Annotated in this window: 17 protein-coding genes; 14 read left to right on the forward strand and 3 right to left on the reverse strand. The window is 59.4% G+C overall.

Annotated features, from left to right (window positions below; translation table 11 throughout):
* The first annotated feature begins 37 nt into the window (after nucleotides 1-37).
* From BJF91_RS15490 to glmM, 13 genes are all read left to right on the forward strand, one after another.
* Nucleotides 38-496, forward strand: a complete 459-nt coding sequence (locus BJF91_RS15490) for an NUDIX hydrolase (RefSeq protein WP_083943355.1) — start codon at nucleotides 38-40, stop codon at nucleotides 494-496.
* Nucleotides 493-1,002, forward strand: coding sequence for an NUDIX hydrolase (locus tag BJF91_RS15495; protein WP_075615344.1), 510 nt, complete (start codon nucleotides 493-495; stop codon nucleotides 1,000-1,002). The genes BJF91_RS15490 and BJF91_RS15495 overlap by 4 nt, the downstream gene beginning before the upstream one ends.
* On the forward strand, nucleotides 999-1,571 hold the full coding sequence (locus tag BJF91_RS15500; protein ID WP_075615345.1) for a DinB family protein: 573 nt from the start codon (nucleotides 999-1,001) through the stop codon (nucleotides 1,569-1,571). The genes BJF91_RS15495 and BJF91_RS15500 overlap by 4 nt, the downstream gene beginning before the upstream one ends.
* Before the next feature lie 12 nt (nucleotides 1,572-1,583).
* A complete protein-coding gene (gene ybgC, locus BJF91_RS15505; RefSeq protein ID WP_075615346.1) occupies nucleotides 1,584-2,039 on the forward strand; it encodes a tol-pal system-associated acyl-CoA thioesterase in 456 nt (151 codons plus the stop codon).
* A 451-nt stretch (nucleotides 2,040-2,490) separates the two neighbouring features.
* On the forward strand, nucleotides 2,491-3,210 hold the full coding sequence (tolQ, locus tag BJF91_RS15510) for a protein TolQ (RefSeq protein ID WP_075615347.1): 720 nt from the start codon (nucleotides 2,491-2,493) through the stop codon (nucleotides 3,208-3,210).
* A gap of 50 nt (nucleotides 3,211-3,260) precedes the next feature.
* Nucleotides 3,261-3,722, forward strand: a complete 462-nt coding sequence (tolR, locus tag BJF91_RS15515; RefSeq protein ID WP_075615348.1) for a protein TolR — start codon at nucleotides 3,261-3,263, stop codon at nucleotides 3,720-3,722.
* Nucleotides 3,723-3,731: 9 nt separating this feature from the next.
* A complete protein-coding gene (locus BJF91_RS15520) occupies nucleotides 3,732-4,901 on the forward strand; it encodes a cell envelope integrity protein TolA (RefSeq protein ID WP_075615349.1) in 1,170 nt (389 codons plus the stop codon).
* A gap of 66 nt (nucleotides 4,902-4,967) precedes the next feature.
* Complete coding sequence (gene tolB / locus BJF91_RS15525) at nucleotides 4,968-6,275, forward strand: Tol-Pal system beta propeller repeat protein TolB (protein ID WP_075615350.1); 1,308 nt, start codon at nucleotides 4,968-4,970, stop codon at nucleotides 6,273-6,275.
* A gap of 233 nt (nucleotides 6,276-6,508) precedes the next feature.
* Nucleotides 6,509-7,042: a peptidoglycan-associated lipoprotein Pal gene (gene pal, locus BJF91_RS15530; protein WP_075615351.1), complete on the forward strand. Its 534-nt coding sequence runs from the start codon at nucleotides 6,509-6,511 to the stop codon at nucleotides 7,040-7,042.
* A gap of 241 nt (nucleotides 7,043-7,283) precedes the next feature.
* Complete coding sequence (ybgF, locus tag BJF91_RS15535; RefSeq protein WP_075615352.1) at nucleotides 7,284-8,297, forward strand: tol-pal system protein YbgF; 1,014 nt, start codon at nucleotides 7,284-7,286, stop codon at nucleotides 8,295-8,297.
* Between the two features lie 71 nt (nucleotides 8,298-8,368).
* The gene (gene tilS / locus BJF91_RS15540; protein ID WP_162843873.1) at nucleotides 8,369-9,688 is read left to right on the forward strand and encodes a tRNA lysidine(34) synthetase TilS; all 1,320 of its coding nucleotides are present in this window, start codon (nucleotides 8,369-8,371) and stop codon (nucleotides 9,686-9,688) included.
* A gap of 123 nt (nucleotides 9,689-9,811) precedes the next feature.
* Nucleotides 9,812-11,743, forward strand: a complete 1,932-nt coding sequence (gene ftsH, locus BJF91_RS15545) for an ATP-dependent zinc metalloprotease FtsH (RefSeq protein ID WP_075615353.1) — start codon at nucleotides 9,812-9,814, stop codon at nucleotides 11,741-11,743.
* 287 nt (nucleotides 11,744-12,030) lie between these two features.
* Nucleotides 12,031-13,386 (forward strand): phosphoglucosamine mutase, encoded by a 1,356-nt coding sequence (glmM, locus tag BJF91_RS15550; RefSeq protein WP_075615354.1) that lies wholly within the window; start codon nucleotides 12,031-12,033, stop codon nucleotides 13,384-13,386.
* 96 nt (nucleotides 13,387-13,482) lie between these two features.
* Here the strand turns inward: glmM and BJF91_RS15555 are convergent, their stop codons facing one another.
* Nucleotides 13,483-14,229, reverse strand: a complete 747-nt coding sequence (locus BJF91_RS15555) for a YebC/PmpR family DNA-binding transcriptional regulator (protein WP_075615355.1) — start codon at nucleotides 14,227-14,229, stop codon at nucleotides 13,483-13,485.
* A 266-nt stretch (nucleotides 14,230-14,495) separates the two neighbouring features.
* On the opposite strand from BJF91_RS15555, the gene BJF91_RS15560 reads away from it, so the two are divergent.
* Entirely contained in the window at nucleotides 14,496-14,999 is a 504-nt protein-coding gene (locus BJF91_RS15560) for a pyridoxamine 5'-phosphate oxidase family protein (protein WP_075615356.1), read from the forward strand.
* A gap of 153 nt (nucleotides 15,000-15,152) precedes the next feature.
* Here the strand turns inward: BJF91_RS15560 and BJF91_RS15565 are convergent, their stop codons facing one another.
* Entirely contained in the window at nucleotides 15,153-16,964 is a 1,812-nt protein-coding gene (locus BJF91_RS15565; RefSeq protein WP_075615357.1) for a potassium/proton antiporter, read from the reverse strand.
* A 575-nt stretch (nucleotides 16,965-17,539) separates the two neighbouring features.
* The gene (locus tag BJF91_RS15570) at nucleotides 17,540-19,990 is read right to left on the reverse strand and encodes an SIR2 family protein (RefSeq protein ID WP_083943323.1); all 2,451 of its coding nucleotides are present in this window, start codon (nucleotides 19,988-19,990) and stop codon (nucleotides 17,540-17,542) included.
* Nucleotides 19,991-20,353 lie beyond the last annotated feature (363 nt).

Consider the following 20,353-nt stretch of genomic DNA (forward strand, 5'->3'; position numbering starts at 1 on the left):
CCGCATCCGCATCAAGCAGGGCGGCCGCGTCTTCCAGATGCGCATCGCTGGCCTTGCCTTTCGCAACGGCCATGTGCTGGTCCACCGCGCCGCGCATGAAAAATTCTGGACCTTTCCGGGCGGGCGCGCCGAAGTCGGCGAGACCTCGCAAGAGACATTGAAGCGCGAAATGGTCGAGGAACTCGGCGTCGAGGCTAAGATCGACCGGCTGCTGTGGAGCGTCGAGAATTTCTTCCACTACGAAGGCCGCGACTGGCACGAGCTTGGCTTCTATTACCTGATGCATCTGCCTGACACCCTGCCCTTCCACGAGACGGACATCATCCACCGCATCCAGGACGGCAAGAACGCGCTGGAATTCAAATGGGCACGCGCCACCGGCCAAGCCTTGACCGCTCTCGACATCCCTCCTTATTTCATCGCGGACGAGATCGAAACTCTGCCCGCCTCCCCGCGCCACTTGGTGTGGAACGATGGCAATCTGGACGAGAAATGACCCTTGAGCGCCACATGATCCGGCTCGACAGGAAGCCACAGCTGTTTTCCTTCCGGGTGGCGGGTCTGATTATCCGGAATGACCACGTCCTGGTGCAAGCCGGCGTCAACGATCGCTACTGGGCCCTGCCCGGCGGGCGGGCCGAAATCGGCGAGACCAGCGAAGAAACCATCGTTAGAGAAATGCAGGAAGAGCTTGATCGCACGGTCAGGATCGAGCGGCTGCTCTGGGTGGTCGAGAGTTTCTTCGGCTTTGACGGCTACAGCGCGCATGAGCTGGGATTCTATTATCTCCTGACCCTTCAGGATGCCTTCCCCTTCCACCCAGAGAACATCGTGCATCGGGTTGTCGATGGTCCCTCGGAAGTCGTATTTCGCTGGGTACCCGCTAAAGCCGACGCTTTCCTGGCTCATGATGTCAGACCGGCTTTTCTGGGCGATGCGCTCACCAGGCTGCCGGAAACGGTCGAGCACCTGATCATCAACGAAGGCCAGCCACGATCATGACATCAAGCACAGCCTACGACCCCTGCCGGACCTATCGCAAACTGGCGCGCAACAACGCACTCGCCAATGCACGCCTTCTCTCCGCCTGTGCAGGGCTGCAGCCCGGCGAATTCGAGGCTGTCAGGACCAATTTCTTCCCATCCATCAAGACAACGCTCAATCATATCCTCACCGTCGACTGGTTCTATGTCGATGCACTGGAGGGTGGCAGGCTGGGCCTGGCTGCTTTCGATGAAGAAGAGCCCTTTGCCGATCTGAAAAGCCTGCATCAGGCTCAATCTGCCGTGGATCTGCGCCTTGTCGCCTTCTGTGACGGTCTGACGGCAGAGCGCCTTCTGGCCAAGACCACCGTCGATCGCGGGTCTCGGCTGCAGATCGAGCGAACCGACGATCTCTTATCCCATCTTTTCCAGCACCAAACCCATCATCGCGGCCAGGTCCATGCCATGCTGGCCGGAAGTACCGTCAAGCCGCCACAGCTCGACGAGTTCATCACCGCCACAGACTTCCGCGACCGGGTCGACATCATGGAAATCCTGGGCTGGACCGAAGCCGATCTCGGGCATTAAACAGGTAAGATCATGACCGAAACCTTTTCCCTCTCCGGCCACCTGATCGAAGGCGGCCATCGTCTGCATCAACGGGTCTATTATGAAGACACGGATTTTTCCGGGTTGGTCTATCACGCCCGCTATCTGCATTTTCTCGAGCGTGGCCGCACCGATTATCTGCGCTGCCTGGGCTGCGAGCAAAGTGAATTGATCGGCGTCGACGAGGAAGGCCTGGTCTTCGTCGTTCATCGCATGGAGCTCGATTTCAAGAGCCCGGCGCGGATGGACGATATTCTTGATATCGAGACGATCACCGAAAAAGCCGGCGGCGCCAAGATGGTGCTGCGCCAGACCATCCATGCCGGTGAGCGGCGGTTGATCGAGGCGAAGGTAACGATTGCCGTCGTCAACCGGCTCGGCCGCCCCCGCCGCCTGCCCGATACCATCGCCGAGAAATTCCTCGGACGCCCGATCGAACAGGCATGATCGTCGAGCTTAATCGCCCTCGATAACCGATCGTTAACGATAATAGTGTCTTAATCCCGCTGATACAGATTGTGCGCTGCACGCCTTCCTTTGACCAAAATTTGCGGCAAGAAGGCAAAGCGGGTGTATGGGGTCTGATTTGCGGTTCGCCGCCGCGTGACGATCTTCGGTCGGCTTCGATTAAAGATCAGGCGGTCGATGAGCGAGCGCTTATCTCCGTGCGCCGGCAAGGGTGCATGTCGCCGCAAGGCAGCCACGCCCAATCTGATTTGAAGGTTTCGGAGCATTGTTCCTTAAATCCACCGCGATTTACGGAATGATGCAAGCCGTATGGAAATGGTGAAGCGACCGGTTTTCTTATGGAAACAGGGCGCGTCTTGGCCGCCCGGGCGCATGTATCTTGCATCATGCACCATGCCCTGGGCATTTGGTATTTGGGAACGATAGAGCGATGGAACAACTAGGAGCAGTGGCCGCGAGCCATGACGTCAGCCTCTGGGCCCTGTTCATGCAGGCCGGCTGGGTCGTGAAACTGGTAATGATCGGGCTTCTGGGCGCCTCCGTCTGGACCTGGGCGATCGTCATCGACAAATATGTCAGCTTCTCCAAGGCACGCCGCCAGTTCGATCAGTTCGAACAGGTATTCTGGTCCGGCCAGTCGCTGGAAGAATTGTATCGCACGCTGGCCGAGCGCAACAACACCGGCATGGCGGCAATCTTCGTATCCGCGATGCGCGAGTGGAAGAAGAGCTTCGAACGCGGCGCCCGCTCCCCGATCGGTCTGCAGATGCGTATCGACCGCTCCATGGACGTAACCTTGGCGCGCGAGGCCGAGCACTTCGAAGCTCGCCTTGGCTCGCTTGCCACCATCGGTTCGGCCGGCCCGTTCATCGGCCTGTTCGGCACGGTTATCGGTATCATGACCTCGTTCCAGGCGATTGCTGGATCGAAATCCACCAATCTGGCGGTTGTCGCGCCCGGTATCGCCGAAGCGCTGCTGGCCACCGCCATCGGCCTGGTTGCGGCTATTCCAGCCGTCATCGCCTACAACAAGTTTTCCGGGGAGGCAGGCAAGCTGTCGGCCCGCATGGAAGGCTTTGCCGACGAGTTCTCCGCCATACTGTCGCGACAGATCGATGAGAAACTGCAGCCGCGCCAAGCTGCAGAATAACTCGAGAGCATAAGACGCAGGCGAGAGGCCAGCGATAAGGAATTGATCAGATGGGCATGTCGGTTGGAGCAAATGGAGGCGGCGGTGGCCGTCGCGGCGGCAGACGCCGGGGCGGCGGCAAGCGTGGTCCCGTGTCCGAAATCAACGTGACGCCGCTGGTCGACGTCATGCTCGTTCTCCTGATCATCTTCATGGTGGCAGCACCGATGATGACCGTCGGCGTGCCGATCGATCTGCCGGAAACCAAGGCCAGCGCCATGAATTCCGATACGCAGCCGATCACCATCTCGGTCAATCCGGCCGGTGAAATCTATCTGCAGGAAAGCCCAATCGCCATCGATGAAGTCGTGCCGAAGCTGCAGGCGATTGCCACGACCGGCTACAATGAACGCATCTATGTACGCGGCGATACCGCCGCAGCCTATGGCACCGTCATGAAGGTCATGGCGCGCATTTCTTCGGCTGGCTACAAGAATATCGGCCTTGTGACCCTGCAAGAACAGGACAAGTGATCTTTCGAAATGAAAGGCAGTCTCGTCACATCCGCGATTTTGCACGTAACGCTGCTGGCCATGGCGCTGGTGACGCTGAGCGCGCCTGCGCCCATGCAGGTCGCCGATGTCGAGGCATTGCCGGTCGATATCGTGCCGATTTCCGAGCTGACGCAGATCCAGCAAGGCGATAAGAAGGCCCCCAAGCGCGAAAAATCCGCGCCGACCCCCACCAAGAAGCCGGACACCGTGGCGAATGCCGAAAACATGGGCGACAATGAAGTCGACATGAAGACGCCGCCGACGCCGTCCAAGAAGCCGTCGCAGCAGCAGACGGCGGCTGCCCCGGAAAAGGTCGACAAGGTCCTGCCCAACAAGGACACCGAAACCAACGACGTCAAGGACATCACCAAGGAAGAGACGGCCGTTGCCCCTTCCAAGGATACCGTGCCTCTCCCGAAGGACGTGCCAACCCCGACGCCAGAACCTAAGCCCGAGCCTCCCAAGCCGGAGCCGCCGAAGCCTGAGGCAAAGCCAGAGCCGAAAGCCGAGGCCAAGCCGCAGGAAGTGGCCAAGACCGAGGAAACCCCGCTGCCGTCGAGCATCCCGCTGCCGGCCGTGAAGCCCAAGCCCGAGCCGCCGAAGCCTGCCGAGACCAAGGTGCCCGAAGCAAAGCCGACCGAGGCAAAGCCGAAGACGGAGACCGCCAAGGCGCCTGATGTGAAGAAGGCCGACAAGAACCAGCAGATGGCCAAGGCCAAGACCTCGAAGGAAAGCGACTTCAACGCCGACGAGATCGCAGCTCTGTTGAACAAGACGGATGCGGCTGGCGGCGGTGCCAAGCGCTCCACCCAGCAGGCAGCTCTCGGCGGCAAGAAGACCACCGGCGGCTCGACGCTGAGCCAGAGCGAAATGGACGCCCTGCGTGGTGCGATCCAGGAGAATTGGACGGTGCTGTCAGGCATGGCCGATGCCCAGGGCATGGTCATCCGCGCCCATTTCAAGCTGGACGAAGGCGGCAACCTGATCGGCGAGCCTGAAGTGACGGCCACCGGCGGCTCTCCCAGCGCCCAGCAGGTGCTGATCGGCAGCGCCCGGCGCGCCATCCTCAAGTCCGCTCCATTCAAGAACCTGCCTGTCGAAAAATACGATGCCTGGTCCGAAGTGGTCGTCAACTTCGATCCAAGCGAATTCATGTAATGCCAATTCATGCCTGGCGAATCCGTGCCTAGCCAATTCATGTAAAAAGCTGAAAGGCTTGTCCTTATGAAGACATTCTCACTCCTGCGTATCCTGATCGTCCTCGTCGGCATGGCTGGCGCCTTTGCCACGCCGGCCATGGCGCTTGTCGAGATCAACATCAATAAGGGCAATGTCGAGCCGATGCCGATCGCCATTCCCGACTTCCTGTCGAGCAATGGTATCGGCGCGAAGATCTCGGCGGTGGTCGAGGCCGATCTCAAGCGCTCCGGCCTGTTTGCCCCGGTCAATCACGGTGCTTTCATCGAAAAGCAGATCAATCCCGACCAGGCTCCGAACATGCAGAACTGGACGGTGCTGAACGCCCAGGCGCTGGTCGTCGGCCGCATCACCCAGGAAGGCGATGGCCGCTTGCGCGCCGAGTTCCGCCTGTGGGATACCTATGCCGGCCAGCAGATGAGCGGTCAGCAATTCTATACCCAGCCGGAAAACTGGCGCCGGGTCGCCCATATCATCGCCGACGCGATCTATGAGCGCATCACCGGTGAAAAGGGCTATTTCGACACGCGCATCGTGTTCGTCGCCGAAAGCGGCCCCAAGACCGACCGCAAGCGTCAGCTGGCGATCATGGATCAGGACGGCGAGAACGTCCGCATGCTCACCAACAATTCCAACCTGGTGCTGACGCCGCGCTTCTCGCCGAACCGGCAGGAAGTCACCTATATGTCCTTCGAAGGCGGCCAGCCGCGCGTCTATCTGCTGCAGTTGGAAACCGGACAGCGCGAAGTGGTCGGCAATTTCCCCGGCATGACCTTTGCGCCGCGCTTCTCGCCTGATGGACAGCGGGTCATCATGAGCCTGCAGCAGGACGCAAACAGTAACATCTACACGATGGACCTGCGCTCGCGCACCACGACACGGCTGACCAACACGGCTGCCATCGACACCTCGCCCTCCTATTCGCCTGACGGACGCCGGATCGTGTTCGAAAGCGACCGTGGCGGCCGCCAGCAGCTTTATGTGATGAATGCCGACGGCTCCGGCCAGACGCGCATCTCCTTCGGCGAAGGCTCCTACTCCACCCCGGTCTGGTCGCCGCGCGGCGATCTGATCGCCTTCACCAAGCAGTCTGGCGGTTCCTTCTCGATCGGCGTGATGAAGCCGGACGGTTCGGGCGAGCGTCTCCTGACCACGGGCTTCCACAATGAAGGCCCGACCTGGGCGCCGAATGGCCGCGTGCTGATGTTCTTCCGCCAGGCAGCAGGCTCCGGCGGTCCGCAGCTCTACTCGATCGATCTGACCGGCTATAACGAGCAGTTGATCAAGACCCCGAGCTTCGCTTCCGACCCGGCCTGGTCACCGCTTCTCGAATAGTAACGCCTCACAACGCCTTCCGGCCCAGCCGGAAGGCGTTTGCATTTGCCGGATGGCCGTGAATTAAGTAAACTTTAACCATGACCATTTGCTTCTGGTTAACCAGAAATGATTAGAGTTCGGCAACCACGATTGACACGACCGTCAGTCGAGACGCTTTCCCCGGACGGCCTGACCGTCGTCCATCCAACTGCACCGAAGACTGCCCCACACTACTTGCAAGGAGATCGGCCATGAGCCGCACTGTCACCCCGGTAATGAGCCGCATGCAAAAGCTGGCCAGCAATCCCGCCGTCGTCGCTCTCGCCCTGACCCTGGCGCTCGCTGGCTGCGCATCCAAGAAGAACATGCCCAACAGCGCGTCGGAGCTCGGCCTGAACGGCGCTGGCGCCGCAACCCCCGGCTCGACCCAGGACTTCACGGTCAATGTCGGCGACCGCATTTTCTTCGACACGGACTCGACCTCGATCCGCGCCGATGCACAGCAGACGCTCGACCGTCAGGCCCAGTGGCTGCAGCGCTATTCGAAGTATCCGATCACGGTTGAAGGCCATGCCGACGAACGCGGCACGCGCGAATACAACCTCGCGCTCGGCGCACGCCGTGCGGCCTCCACCAAGGCCTATCTCGTATCGCGCGGCATTCCTGCCAACCGCATCAAGACCATTTCCTACGGCAAGGAACGTCCGGTCGCTACCTGCGACGATATTTCCTGCTGGTCGCAGAACCGCCGTGCCGTTACCGTCCTCGGCGGCGCTGGCATGTAATTCACGCGATCGTGCAACAAACGGTCGAGAATTGGGCGGTCTTCGGGCCGCCCTTTTGTTTTGTTCACACTTTGGCCGAACTCCGGTTGCCTTTTGCAAAGATCGGAGAAAAGCTTTAAGGGCAGTCACGAGTCCGCGGGCTCGGGGTCAGCAGGCTTGGGCACGGGCATAAGGGTCATGATCGCCTTGGCCAATGCCTGGCTCTTGAGTAGCAACAACACGGGAAACGGGAACCATATCGATGAAGAGACTTGTCGTGGCTGGGATGGTGGGCATGGCCGCAATCCTTGGCCCTCAAGCGAGCACCAGCGCATCAGCCTTTTCGCTGTTCAGTCACCAGCATGCTCAGCAGGTGCCGCCAAGCGATCTTCCGGTACAGCAGGTCCAGCAGAGCGGCAATGACATCGTCCAGGTACAGCAGCTGCAGGATCAAATCCGCCAGCTGAACGGCCGGATCGAGGACATGAGCTACCAGCTGCTGCAGATGCAGGAATCCATCCGCAAGGCGCAGGAAGACAACGAATTCCGATTCCAGGAGCTAGAAAAAAAAAGAAGTGACGCCGGCTCGCCGGGCCAGTCCAGCCCGTCGGTAGCCTCGCGCCAGCAGCCTTCTGCCGCATCTGGTAACGGTGCGGGCGGCGGCGACAGCGTCGGCCAGATCATCGGCGAAACCGCCGGCAGCCAGGCAAGCAGCCAAGGCTCCGGTGGCCGCTCTGCTGCGCCCGGCGAAATGACGCTCGGCTCGATCGAGATGGACAAAAGCGGCAATCCCGTCGGTGCCAATGTCAACGGCCAGGCCGGCGCCAATGCCAGCACGATGCCCGGCGCTGCCGGCGGCCAGGGCTCGGCGGGCACCAAGACTGCCTCGCTGGGCGGTGAGCAGGACCTTTATCAGGTCGCCTACAGCCATGTCCTCTCAGGCGATTACAAATCCGCCGAAGGCGAATTCCGCGATTTCATCAGCCGCTATCCGAAGAGCAGCAAGGCCGCCGACGCCAATTTCTGGCTGGGCGAAGCCCAGTATTCGCAGTCGCGCTACAAGGATTCGGCCGAGACTTTCCTCAAGGCCTACCAGACCTACGGCAAGACGCCCAAGGCGCCTGAAATGCTGCTGAAGCTCGGCATGTCGCTGGCCGCCCTCGACAACAAGGACACCGCTTGCGCTACGCTGCGCGAAGTCGGCAAGCGTTACCCCGACGCCTCCAAGGCGGTTCAGAACAAGGCGATCAGCGAACAGAAGCGCCTGGCCTGCTGATGCCGGCACGTGGCGCCCAAACGCCGCTGACGGAACCCCGTCCCGAGGGGCCAGCACATGACGCCATGCCCATGACCGACCCTGCCGCAGCTATCCATACATTCCTTGACCGCATTGCGGCCCGCCGTCTTGAGACCGCCGACAACAAGCCGCTGCGCCTGTTGGTCGCTATATCGGGCGGTAGCGATTCGACCGGACTGCTCCTCCTGCTGCACCGCACCCTGGCCTCATGCTCCGACACTCAAATCAGCCTGCAGGCCGCCACCATCGACCACGCCCTGCGACCGGGCTCAGCCGAAGAAGCGCAAGGCGTTGCTGATCTCTGCGCCCATCTCGGCATTGCTCATATGACCCGGCGCTGGGACGGTGACAAGCCAGCCACCGGCCTTGCCGCCCGCGCCCGTGCCGCCCGCTACCGGCTGCTGGCTGAGATTGCCGAGGAGACCGGCTGCACCGCCATCCTGACCGGCCACACCGCAGACGATCAGGCCGAAACCATTGCCATGCGAGCCGCTAGAGCGCGCCCCGATCCTGAGACCGGTTCGCATCAATCGGCTCCCGGTCTTTCCGGCATGGCGCAAAACGTCCTCTACGAGAATCGTGTCTGGATTTACCGACCGCTGCTCGCCAGCCGGCGCCAAGCCATCCGAGACTGTCTGCGGGCGCAAGGCCAGGACTGGATCGACGATCCCAGCAATGACAACCCTGCTTACGAACGCGCCCGTGTTCGCGCCGATCTGGCGCGGCGAAGCTCGGGAGACACATTGCCGCAGGCAGGGCGCATCGACCGCCTGGAACTGTCGCGGCAGGCCGCCGATCTGCTTAGCCGCCATGCCACCATGCCTGTGCCGGGCTTGTTTCATCTCGATACGGCTCTGTTCGAGGCAGAAGGCGCTGCCCTGCGGCACGGGTTGCACGCCCTGGTCGCCACGGTCGGCGGTCAGCCGCATGGGCCAGAAAGTGCTGCACTCGAGCGCCTGCTACAGCTCGGCCGCCAACCGCCGGGCGCCCGGCTGACCCTTGGCCGCTGCCTCGCCCATCGCCACCGCAGCGGCGTGTTTTTAGTCCGCGAAGCGCGCGCCCTGCCGCATCTCCTTATCAACCCAAGCGAAACGGCGATCTGGGACGGCCGCTGGCGGGTCACCAACACGGGCAAAGCTATTGCCGAGGTTTGTCCTGCGGCACCCGAACAGCCGCTTCAGACAGCAGAGACACTGCCTGCCTCGCTTGCGGTACTCGCCTTGATGTCGGAGCCGATGAAGGCGCCAAATCTGGAAGTAGAACCGGTCATTGCACCCTATCAGGGGTTTCTCCCGGGCTTTGATTTGCCGCTCGCCCAGGCTTTGGCGGATCTTTTCAGGGCGAGGCGCTTTTTATCGCCCTGTTTTTAAATCTTATTGACGGAAAACGAAGCAGAGACCGCGCTTTGCCTTGGCAAGGCGCTTCAGGAAACCTATGTTACTGGACGACGATACGGCGCCTTTACGCGCCGAACATTTTTTCCGGGGAGTTCGATGAACCCAAATTTCAGAAATCTCGCGCTGTGGGCCATCATAGCTTTGCTATTGATCGCGCTGTTCAGCATGTTCCAGACGTCACCGTCGCAAACAAGTTCCCGCGAGATTCCCTATTCGCAATTCCTGCGCGAAGTTGATTCCGGCCGTGTGCGTGACGTGACCGTCACCGGCAACCGCATTATCGGCAGCTATGGCGAAAACGGCGCCGCCTTCCAGACCTACGCACCTGTCGTTGACGACAACCTGCTCGACAAGCTGCAGACCAAGAACGTGATGATCGTCGCCCGCCCCGAAAGCGATGGTTCCTCCGGCTTCCTGAGCTATCTCGGCACGCTGTTGCCGATGTTGCTGATCCTTGGCGTCTGGCTGTTCTTCATGCGCCAGATGCAGGGCGGCTCGCGCGGCGCGATGGGCTTTGGCAAATCCAAAGCCAAGCTTCTGACCGAGGCGCATGGCCGCGTGACTTTCGAGGACGTCGCCGGCGTCGACGAAGCCAAGCAGGATTTGGAAGAAATCGTCGAATTCCTGCGCGATCCCCAGAAGTTCCAGCGTCTTGGCGGCAAGATCCCGCGCGGCGTGCTGCTGGTTGGCCCTCCCGGAACCGGTAAGACGCTGCTCGCCCGCTCCGTGGCTGGCGAAGCCAATGTGCCCTTCTTCACGATCTCAGGTTCTGACTTCGTAGAAATGTTCGTCGGTGTCGGCGCCAGCCGCGTCCGCGACATGTTCGAACAGGCCAAGAAGAACGCGCCATGCATCATCTTCATCGACGAAATCGACGCTGTCGGCCGCCATCGTGGTGCCGGTCTCGGCGGCGGTAACGATGAGCGCGAGCAGACGCTGAACCAGCTTCTGGTCGAGATGGACGGCTTTGAAGCCAATGAAGGCATCATCCTGATTGCCGCGACCAACCGTCCTGACGTGCTTGACCCGGCCCTGCTGCGTCCCGGCCGTTTCGACCGTCAGGTCGTGGTGCCGAACCCAGACATTATAGGCCGTGAGCGCATCCTCAAGGTGCATGCCCGAAACGTGCCGCTGGCACCGAATGTCGATCTGAAGGTTCTCGCCCGCGGCACCCCCGGTTTCTCCGGCGCCGACCTGATGAACCTCGTCAACGAAGCTGCCCTGATGGCCGCACGCCGCAACAAGCGCGTCGTCACCATGGCCGAATTCGAAGATGCCAAGGATAAGATCATGATGGGTGCCGAGCGCCGCTCGTCCGCCATGACCGAGGCCGAAAAGAAGCTGACCGCGTATCACGAAGCCGGCCATGCGATCACCGCCCTGAATGTGCCAGTGGCCGATCCGCTGCACAAGGCGACGATCATTCCGCGCGGTCGTGCATTGGGCATGGTCATGCAGTTGCCGGAAGGCGACCGCTATTCCATGAGCTACAAGTGGATGGTTTCGCGCCTCGTCATCATGATGGGCGGCCGCGTTGCTGAAGAAATCACCTTCGGCAAGGAAAACATCACCTCAGGCGCGTCTTCCGACATCGAGCAGGCTACCAAGCTTGCCCGTGCCATGGTCACCCAGTGGGGCTTTTCCGACATCCTCGGCCAGGTCGCCTATGGTGAAAACCAGCAGGAAGTGTTCCTCGGCCATTCCGTGTCGCAGAGCAAGAATGTGTCGGAGTCGACTGCCCAGAAGATCGACGTGGAAGTTCGTCGGCTGATCGATGAAGCCTATACCGAGGCGCGCCGTATCATCACCGAGCAGCACGACGCCTTCGTCACGCTGGCAGAAGGCCTGCTGGAATACGAAACCCTGTCGGGCGAAGAGATCAAGGCCTTGATCCGCGGCGAAAAGCCGGTGCGCGACAGCGGCGAAGATGGTCCCACCAGCCGTGGTTCCGCCGTGCCCTCCGCCGGCAAGAAGGATGCGCCCAAGGGCGGCGAGCCGGAAGGCGGATTGGAGCCGCAAGCTCATTAAGCCTTCAGATCTCGGTATGATCTTGAAAAACCGCCCGCGACAACGGGCGGTTTTTTTATGGTAACGGCTTATAATCAATGTTGATGGTAATTTAAGTGAATATAGCAGCGAAACATGCGATGAGCGGATGATCAGCAGCACGATCAATGGCATCGTCTGCCAGCCATATTGTAAACGTAGGCTCTGCCGTAAAAGGTGTGACGCGACGGTTGCGGGCGGATTGTGACAGGAAAGCGGGCCTGAGGGGTACGCACCGGGCATAGCTTGACGTGAATTCAGGAGACAGCATGACACGACGTTACTTCGGAACCGACGGCATTCGTGGCCAGTCCAACGTGTTTCCCATGACGCCGGATCTCGCCATGAAGGTCGGCATTGCCGTCGGCACGATCTTTCGCCGTGGCCATCACCGCCACCGCGTGGTGATAGGCAAAGATACGCGCTTGTCGGGCTATATGCTGGAAACCGCACTGGTCGCCGGCTTTACCGCCGCTGGCCTCGACGTCTTCCTGCTCGGCCCGATCCCGACGCCTGCTGTGGCCATGCTGACGCGCTCGCTGCGTGCCGATATTGGCGTCATGGTTTCTGCCTCGCACAATCCCTTCGCCGACAACGGCATCAAGCTGTTCGGGCCCGATGGCTACAAGCTCTCCGATGAGCTTGAAGGCGAGATCGAGGCGCTGCTCAACCAGGAAGCCCCGCTGCCGCTCGCCAAGGCCGAGGATATCGGCCGCGCCAAGCGCGTCGACGGCGACATCTACCGCTATATCGAATTCGTCAAGCGCACCCTGCCCCGCGATGTCACGCTGAGCGGATTGCGCATTGCCATCGACTGCGCCAATGGCGCCGCCTACAAGGTCGCGCCGCTGGCGCTGTGGGAGCTGGGCGCGGAAGTCGTCACCATCGGCAACGAGCCGAACGGCACCAATATCAACCTCGAATGCGGCTCAACCCATCCGGCGGCACTGCAAAAGAAGGTCCATGAAGTGCGCGCCGATATCGGCATCGCGCTCGACGGCGACGCCGACCGGGTCATCATCGTCGATGAGACCGGCGCTATCGTCGATGGCGACCAGCTGATGGCCGTCATTGCCGAGAGCTGGGCCAATGACCAGACCTTGAAGGGCGGCGGCATCGTTGCGACCGTCATGTCCAATCTCGGCCTGGAACGCTTCCTCGGCGACAAGGGCCTGACGCTTGCCCGCACCAAAGTCGGCGACCGGCACGTGGTCGAACACATGCGCCAGAACAATTACAATATCGGCGGCGAACAGTCCGGCCATATCGTGCTCTCGGATTTCGGCACGACCGGCGATGGCCTGGTGGCGGCCCTGCAGATCCTTGCCGCCGTCAAGCGCACCGGCAAGACCGTCAGCCAGATTTGCCATCGCTTTGACCCCGTGCCGCAATTGCTGCGCAATATCCGCATTTCAGGCGGCAAGCCGCTGGAAGACAGCTTCGTGCGCCAGGCGATTGCAGAGGCCGAGCACGAACTATCGCGCAACGGCCGCCTGGTTATCCGCCCCTCCGGCACCGAACCCCTGATCCGGGTGATGGCCGAAGGCGACGACCGCAGCCAGATCGAGCGTATCGTCAACGACCTTATCGGCGTCATCGCCAATAGCCGCAACGAAGCGGCTTGAAGCCCTCCCGGCTCCAACGGTAAATCGTTCCGCACAACAAAAAGCCCGGTCATGTCACCATGACCGGGCTTTTTACATTGGATTATCGAGAGTGGATCAAGCCGAAAGCTTGGCCATGACCTCTTCGGAGACTTCGAAATTCGAATAGACGTTCTGCACGTCGTCATCGTCTTCCAGGGTCTCGATCAGCTTCATCAGCGACTGGGCCTTTTCTTCATCGACCGGCACGGTGTTCTGCGGCTTCCAGACGGCCTTGACCGAATCGGCTTCGCCAAGTGCAGCTTCAAGCGCCTTCGACACTTCATTCATGTCTTCAAAGCCGCAGATGATCGTGTGGCCGTCTTCGTCGCTGACCACGTCTTCGGCGCCGGCTTCGATAGCGGCTTCCATGACAGCGTCGGCATCGCCGACGCTGGCCTTGTAGACGATTTCGCCGACCTTATCGAAGGAGAAGGACACCGAGCCGGTTTCACCGAGCGCGCCGCCCGACTTGGAAAAGGTCGAGCGAACGTTGGAAGCGGTGCGGTTGCGGTTATCGGTCAAAGCTTCGACGATGACGGCGACGCCGCCCGGGCCGTAGCCTTCGTAGCGGACTTCGTCATAGTTCTCGCCGTCGGCGCCCGAGGCCTTCTTGATGGCGCGCTCGATATTGTCCTTCGGCATGGACTGCGCCTTGGCGTTCTGGATGGCCAGGCGCAGGCGGGCATTCATGGTTGGGTCCGGCAGTCCACCCTTGGCCGCAACCGTGATTTCACGGGCGAGCTTGGAGAACATTTTCGATCGCACAGAGTCCTGCTTGCCCTTGCGATGCATGATATTCTTGAACTGTGAATGGCCTGCCATGGCACCCCTGCATCATCTGTTCTGCGGCAACCCGCGTGGTCGGTGGCGACACGGCGGATGCGCTCTAACGCTGTTCATCTTCTGCACGATCGTGAGCCGGCAACCGGCTGACGTATCGATGCACGCTCGAATTGGCGCCCTTATACGGCCCTGCCGCCCGCCATTCAAGAGGGGGCGATGGCAGGAAGAGCCGTTGCTGACCGGAACAATTAGCCTTTCCTGCCGTTGCTCCCCCGAAGCAGATTAGCAAGACGAAAGGAAGACCCATGGTCAATCTCACGGAAGCCCGCGAAGAACCCGCCCGTCAGCTTTGGGAGGAAATCGAAGCCATCCACGCCGGCATGCTTGGCCTTGAAGGCTCGACCATGCACATGCAGCCGATGGCGCCCTATGGCGACCCAAAGACCAATACCGTCTGGTTCTTCACCCGCACGGATTCCGAACTGGTCCAGCAGATCCGCCCCGGCAGCCGGGCGCATTTCTGCGTGGTCGGCAAGAACCACGACTATCATGCCTGCCTGTCTGGCGTGATCGATGTGCGCCGCGACCCAAACAAGATCGACGAATACTGGAGTTCGGTCGTCGAGGCCTGGTATCACAATGGCAAGAAAGACCCCGACCTGACCATGCTGGCTCTGCATATCGACGATGCAGAGGTTTGGGCCTCCACCGGCAATCCGCTGAAATTCGGCTGGGAAATCGCAAAGGCCAATATGAACAGCGACAAGATGCCCGACGTTGGTCAGCACCACCACCTGACTTTCGCCTGATCAAGCGCCATATACTGAGCTGCAAGAGCCGCTTCCCACCGAGAGTCTGTCAGGTTCAGATTGAACCAGAGAGGCTCTCGATTCTTTTGTTTCCGTTTGTCTTTTCGGGAAAACCGGGTTCCACTTTTCCCTGACAAACTCTAAGAGGCGGCTCTATTTTTGCCGTACGGTCTTCAACTTCTGGCCAAGACCTTTCAGCCAATTCAGGCTGCCGGTGAGGCTGAGGAAAACAGGAGCATTGTCGCGTGGTGCGACAGCTTCCATCGACACGCCAACCGACGAAATATGGCCGCTTTCGTTGAGATCGCGCACGATCAGGATGATATGGCCAAGCCTGACACGGTCGGCATAATCGGCGCGCCCACCCAGCCGCGCCTCCATATATTCGCCCAGCGTCTTCTGCCGGTCTGCCTCATTGAGCAGGCCGGGGCCATAGGCGGCATCGAGTTCGCCCGCCGGGCGCGAGGGGGAAATGGTGAAGGTGCCGAAAAACTCGCTGTCATCCTCATCGACAGGCGCCTTGCTGGCAAACAGCCTGTCGAGCAACCGGGAATAGCCGGGGGCGATGAACAGATAGACCTGATCGTTTTCCCTGAGCCGCCCAGCATATTGGTAGCGCATCGACTTGCCGTCGCGAATGACCAGCGAGGGCATGGCCCAGCGTGGAATGCGCGCGCCGCTCAAGACAGGGCTGCCGGCCACGACGCGGTAGGACAGAAGCTCGTGATGGGCCGCACCTGGCAAGTCGAGCTCTACCTTGTCGATAGCGCCGATGCGCGGCGGAATGATCAGGCCGAGCCGCTTGGCCATCGGCTTGATTGTCCAGCCCTGCAGCAATAGCGAGATCATCACGACGATGAAGGCGGTATTGAAATAGGTCTCCCCGCCTTTCAAATCGCCAAGGATCGGCAGGATGCCGAGCAGGATCGACACGGCACCGCGCAGACCCACCCAGGAAATGAAGCGCTTTTCTTGGGTGGTATAATCAAAGGGTATCAGGCAGAGCCAGACCGCGATCGGCCGGGCGACGAACACCAGGAACAGGCCGAGAAACACAGCCGGCAGCAGGATCTTGATGAAATGCGAGGGCGTGGCAAGCAGGCCGAGCACCAGGAACATGATGATCTGGGCAAGCCAGGTCATGCCCTCCTGAAAGCGCGAGATCGCAGCGCTGCCGGGGATCTTGCGATTGCCCGCATAGATGCCGGCCACATAGACCGCCAGAAAGCCGCTGCCGCCGATGGCGCCGGTGTAGGAGAACACCACCATGGACATGGCGAGCACGATGATCGGCAACAGACCGCGATCGATCGGGATCTTCTTGACGATCAGCACGATCAGCGCCCCGCCGATCAGCCCGAGCGCCAGTCCCATGCCCATCTGCTCGATAAACAGTTTCAGCACGCCCCAGTCGAGCCCGGTATGGTCCTTGCCGGTCGACAGCATCTGCACCAGCGCCAGCGTCAAAAAGATCGCCATCGGGTCGTTGGTGCCGGATTCCACTTCCAGCGAGGAGCGCACCTTGTCGCGGATATTGATGCCGCCGATGCGCAGCAGGAAGAACACCGCCGCCGCATCGGTAGACGCCACAATCGAGCCGAGCAACAGGCCCTCGAGCAGCGACAGATGCAGCACCCAACTCGCGAGCACCCCGAACAGACCGGCCGTCAAGAGCACGCCCAATGTCGCCATCGTAATCGACGGCCCGGCGGCCTGCTTGAAGGATTGCAGCGAGGTCGTATAGCCGGAATCAAACAGAATGACCGCCAGCGCCAGCGAACCGATCGTATAGGCCACCGAATGATTGTCGAAATGAATGCCGAGCCCATCGACCCCGGCCACCAGCCCGATAACGAGAAAGAGCAAGAGCAAAGGCGCGCCGAAGCGAAAGGCGATCAGGCTGGAAAAAGCCGCAAACAGGATGAGCGCCGTCAGCACCAGCGTGACGATATAAAAATGCTCCAACCCTTGGCCCCTTTCTTACCCGGTGACCCACCATCTCAGCCCACCACACAGTCCGGTGCCCAACCCGGCGCTCAAGACCGCATGATCTGACACTGTGGCTGACGAAGAGACGGCAGAATCGCCTTGAATTCCCTTGAGAATACTATTCCCAGACTGGGGCGAAATTACAAAACGAATTATGGCGATAAGGGGGAAAATGGGGGTGGGTGGGAGGAGTTTTTAGCGCGGAGTGCTCGGCAATCCTCATTATGTCATCGTTTGTCTGAGCAGGATCTAAGCACTCCGAGAGTAGGCTAACGGTTTAAGTGTTGGCACCGCATAAACCTTGAAAGCGGCGGTTTCGCGCCTCCAATATGGACGGGTCGGCTCTAGCTTTGCATTCTGCATAGCGGACATTCTGCTAATCTCATAAACGCCTAAAAGGGTGGTAGGAAGCAGCTCACTGCCTCCGGCGCGGTGGCCCTCTTTGCGGGGCTTGGTTTAGGTCAAGCTTCAGGGCGGGCGGGTTCAAAACAGATGATCCGATCACCGTCAGGCGTGCTCCAGTCGCTGCTGACGAATGATTCCGCAGCAGATCATATTCCTGGGCGAATACTGTCGAGCGCTGATTTGGCTTTCTCCTTTTGATATCCGGAAGGAAGCACGCCGATTCGCTGATGGGCATAGATTGAGAGCTTACGCAGCCGCTCATCGAGCAATGCCTTAAACGTGGCGTCCAAGTGATGACCTAGCACGTCATAGTTTTGCGCGATATGCGCAAGTGTTTCGAACGGATAGTACTGCGGGTCGTCCTGGCGCAAGATCTTGTCAGTAAGTTCTATTGCTTCCTTGATATCCCTGAATAATTCGGCTCCGACGCGGGCGTTTTTTTCCGCACGTAACATAAGAAACTTTGCGCGCCGGTCGTCGAGTTGGCGACGGTCGAAAGTCTTTCTGGTGCGCCGTTCGTATTCCTCGGCTTCACTATATCCCTGTTCGAGAAATTTTTCCGCGTCCATAAGGGCGCCGGCTGCACATTTCGCTATGTGCCATTGCAGCCAGAAAAGCGGCATTCGTCTGATTTGCGGTTCCTGCTTGTTATGTTCGAAGAACCGGTCGATTGAAGTTCTGTCGGTGACGACTTTGGAAAGTATGGAGAACCGCATCATCTGATTGAACATGCGCTGTTCGAAAGGGTCGCGATAGGTCGCCGCAAGGTTCTTCAACAAATAAACGATGGCATCAACGACTTCGTCATCCGCGAAAAGGTTTTGGAGGATGTTCTCAGCCCCAATCGAGGGTACTGTCTGGATAATCTCACCGTTCCGACGCACCAGGAGGAAAGCGTTATTTCCGGCCCTGGCATTCATACCGTCGATGATGGCGCCGTAGTCCATATGCATCGCATTGCTGAGGAAGGAGACTGGTGCATTCTCGCCGATATGGGCGACATAAAGCGCGACGATGATCGCTTCGCGTTCGGTGTGGCTAAGTGACAGCTTATTGAATTCTTCCCGATATCGGTTGGAAACGTAGTCTGACCGGAGCAGCCGCATCAAGAAATGCGGCAGGCTTGCTTGGCAGGTATTCTCGATGAAACGAAGCCGCGCATTGTGATCAAGCGTATGAAAATCTCGCCATCCAGCAATCTGATCGGCGAGGTCGCTCAAAACAAGCGCTTCGTCCCTGCTTAGACGGGCAAGGGGCATTTTTCGAAAACTGCCGAGGCCTTGTAGCGAAGCAAGGCCAGCAGTGCTGGCATCGACGGCCACGGCCCGACTGGTTAGGATCAGAACGCCATCCTGACGATCAAATTGACGCGCGATGCTCAAAAGCCGTTCTGTCGGCAGATCAAAACAGTTTTCTATAATTAATACGGCGTTCGGCGCGTAGTGAAGGATGTCAGCAACTTCGTTCAATACGTTCTCATAGGCTTGGCGCATCTGGTAGACCGGCCTTGTCCCTGACAAGCGATAGGCAAGATCAATTATGAGCAAGGACTTGCCATCACAGGGGTATCCGTCAAAGAGCATGATCCGGGTATGATCTGCGATGGCGTCCAGAGTTTCTTGTATAGCGCTGCGCCGTATGTGGTACTCGGACACATCGTTGGATGCATCCCGCGCGAGTTGCGAGGGTTCAACCTTGCCGTAGAGAAACAGGTTTTCGATCTGCTCTTGCGTTGGAACAGTTGCTGAGGGATTCGCAGGCGTGTACTTCGCAAAACTGGCAAGGCGTGGCTCTTTCGGTGCGTCCTCGGCCAGAAGGTTTCTTATTGTGGTGGCAAGCCCGGCCCGACCCGTGAAGAACGGTGTGCCGAGCCGCTTTTGAGCGGCTGTGACATCGGGGTCAGCTTGGGCGGTAGGACGATTGATGAAGAAGGCCTTTTCGCGCAAGCCTGTCAGGTCGTTGATCGCCTGGTTAATGTGGAAATCACCGGCATTGAACCCGACGAAGACCACGATCTGAGCCTGATCGATGTCGCGCCGAAAGCGGTCGAGCCACTTCTTTACATGGGTGAGCTTTGAGTAGCTTTCGGTGCCGAGCACGCAACTTTCACGAATGTTGTGAATGTTCCATTTCTGGACATAGCCGTGCAGATGGATAATTGGAAGATTTTGCGCAGGGATGCTGGGATCGTCGGTGTTGTTGAGGGGCTCCGCCTGTTTGTGCGCGGCCTGAGCCGCATTCTCGAGCGCGTTATCGTAATTTGTCGTGTAGACCGCCTGCCAAGGGTAGCGTAACAGATCAGCCATATCAGAGGTTATGTTGGAAACGGTGAACCGCTCTTTAAGGAGTGTCATCATGCCGTTGTCGGCAATCTTGTTCCATAATTCATCGGCGGCGTTTTGCAGATTCCTGTATGGCGGATTCTGGTGGAGTTCGGCATTGAAGAGATCTAGCAGTTGTGCGCCCGTGCCGAGCGTTTCATCTGGCTTGAAATTCAGACAATCCGCGGAAAATCCGGCACCGCAGAATAGGATACCACCGCCGCTGCGAGCTAGGTTGAAACGCCTTTGAAACTCATCCATTGAGTTGCTCGCCATAGGTTTAAACTCCGAAGCTAAAATTAATTTCCAGCGAACCGTGACAGCTTTTTGACCACGTTTCTAGGTTGTACTATCTTCTAAACATGTCTAGTGGCTTTCGTCGACGCTCCATTCAAGCTACTTCGGCAAGTATCGATAACGAATCCTGTAGCCATAAGATGCAAAAATGAGAGCCCTGTCGAAAGACGACTCTGGGGAGAAGCGTCGCGGCATGCCTACAGGTCAATGTCCGTTATGTTCGACTATACCTCTAAACGCCGCCATTATCCTCACGGCTCCAAATCCGTCACTATCCCGAGCATTCCGTTCTCCTTCATCGGAAAAGACCTTTTGCCAGTCCCCTCACCCACCCTCCCCCCG

Source organism: Gillisella taibaishanensis (genome assembly GCF_001938985.1).
Lineage (GTDB): Bacteria > Pseudomonadota > Alphaproteobacteria > Rhizobiales > Rhizobiaceae > Allorhizobium > Allorhizobium taibaishanense.

Bases quoted from the DNA above. Each gene is read 5' to 3' on its own strand.
- BJF91_RS15490 (WP_083943355.1), top strand. From the start codon at position 38: ATGCGCATCGCTGGCCTTGCCTTTCGCAACGGCCATGTGCTGGTCCAC.
- BJF91_RS15495 (WP_075615344.1), top strand. From the start codon at position 493: ATGACCCTTGAGCGCCACATGATCCGGCTCGACAGGAAGCCACAGCTG.
- BJF91_RS15500 (WP_075615345.1), top strand. From the start codon at position 999: ATGACATCAAGCACAGCCTACGACCCCTGCCGGACCTATCGCAAACTG.
- ybgC (WP_075615346.1), top strand. From the start codon at position 1,584: ATGACCGAAACCTTTTCCCTCTCCGGCCACCTGATCGAAGGCGGCCAT.
- tolQ (WP_075615347.1), top strand. From the start codon at position 2,491: ATGGAACAACTAGGAGCAGTGGCCGCGAGCCATGACGTCAGCCTCTGG.
- tolR (WP_075615348.1), top strand. From the start codon at position 3,261: ATGGGCATGTCGGTTGGAGCAAATGGAGGCGGCGGTGGCCGTCGCGGC.
- BJF91_RS15520 (WP_075615349.1), top strand. From the start codon at position 3,732: ATGAAAGGCAGTCTCGTCACATCCGCGATTTTGCACGTAACGCTGCTG.
- tolB (WP_075615350.1), top strand. From the start codon at position 4,968: ATGAAGACATTCTCACTCCTGCGTATCCTGATCGTCCTCGTCGGCATG.
- pal (WP_075615351.1), top strand. From the start codon at position 6,509: ATGAGCCGCACTGTCACCCCGGTAATGAGCCGCATGCAAAAGCTGGCC.
- ybgF (WP_075615352.1), top strand. From the start codon at position 7,284: ATGAAGAGACTTGTCGTGGCTGGGATGGTGGGCATGGCCGCAATCCTT.
- tilS (WP_162843873.1), top strand. From the start codon at position 8,369: ATGACCGACCCTGCCGCAGCTATCCATACATTCCTTGACCGCATTGCG.
- ftsH (WP_075615353.1), top strand. From the start codon at position 9,812: ATGAACCCAAATTTCAGAAATCTCGCGCTGTGGGCCATCATAGCTTTG.
- glmM (WP_075615354.1), top strand. From the start codon at position 12,031: ATGACACGACGTTACTTCGGAACCGACGGCATTCGTGGCCAGTCCAAC.
- BJF91_RS15555 (WP_075615355.1), bottom strand. From the start codon at position 14,229: ATGGCAGGCCATTCACAGTTCAAGAATATCATGCATCGCAAGGGCAAG.
- BJF91_RS15560 (WP_075615356.1), top strand. From the start codon at position 14,496: ATGGTCAATCTCACGGAAGCCCGCGAAGAACCCGCCCGTCAGCTTTGG.
- BJF91_RS15570 (WP_083943323.1), bottom strand. From the start codon at position 19,990: ATGGCGAGCAACTCAATGGATGAGTTTCAAAGGCGTTTCAACCTAGCT.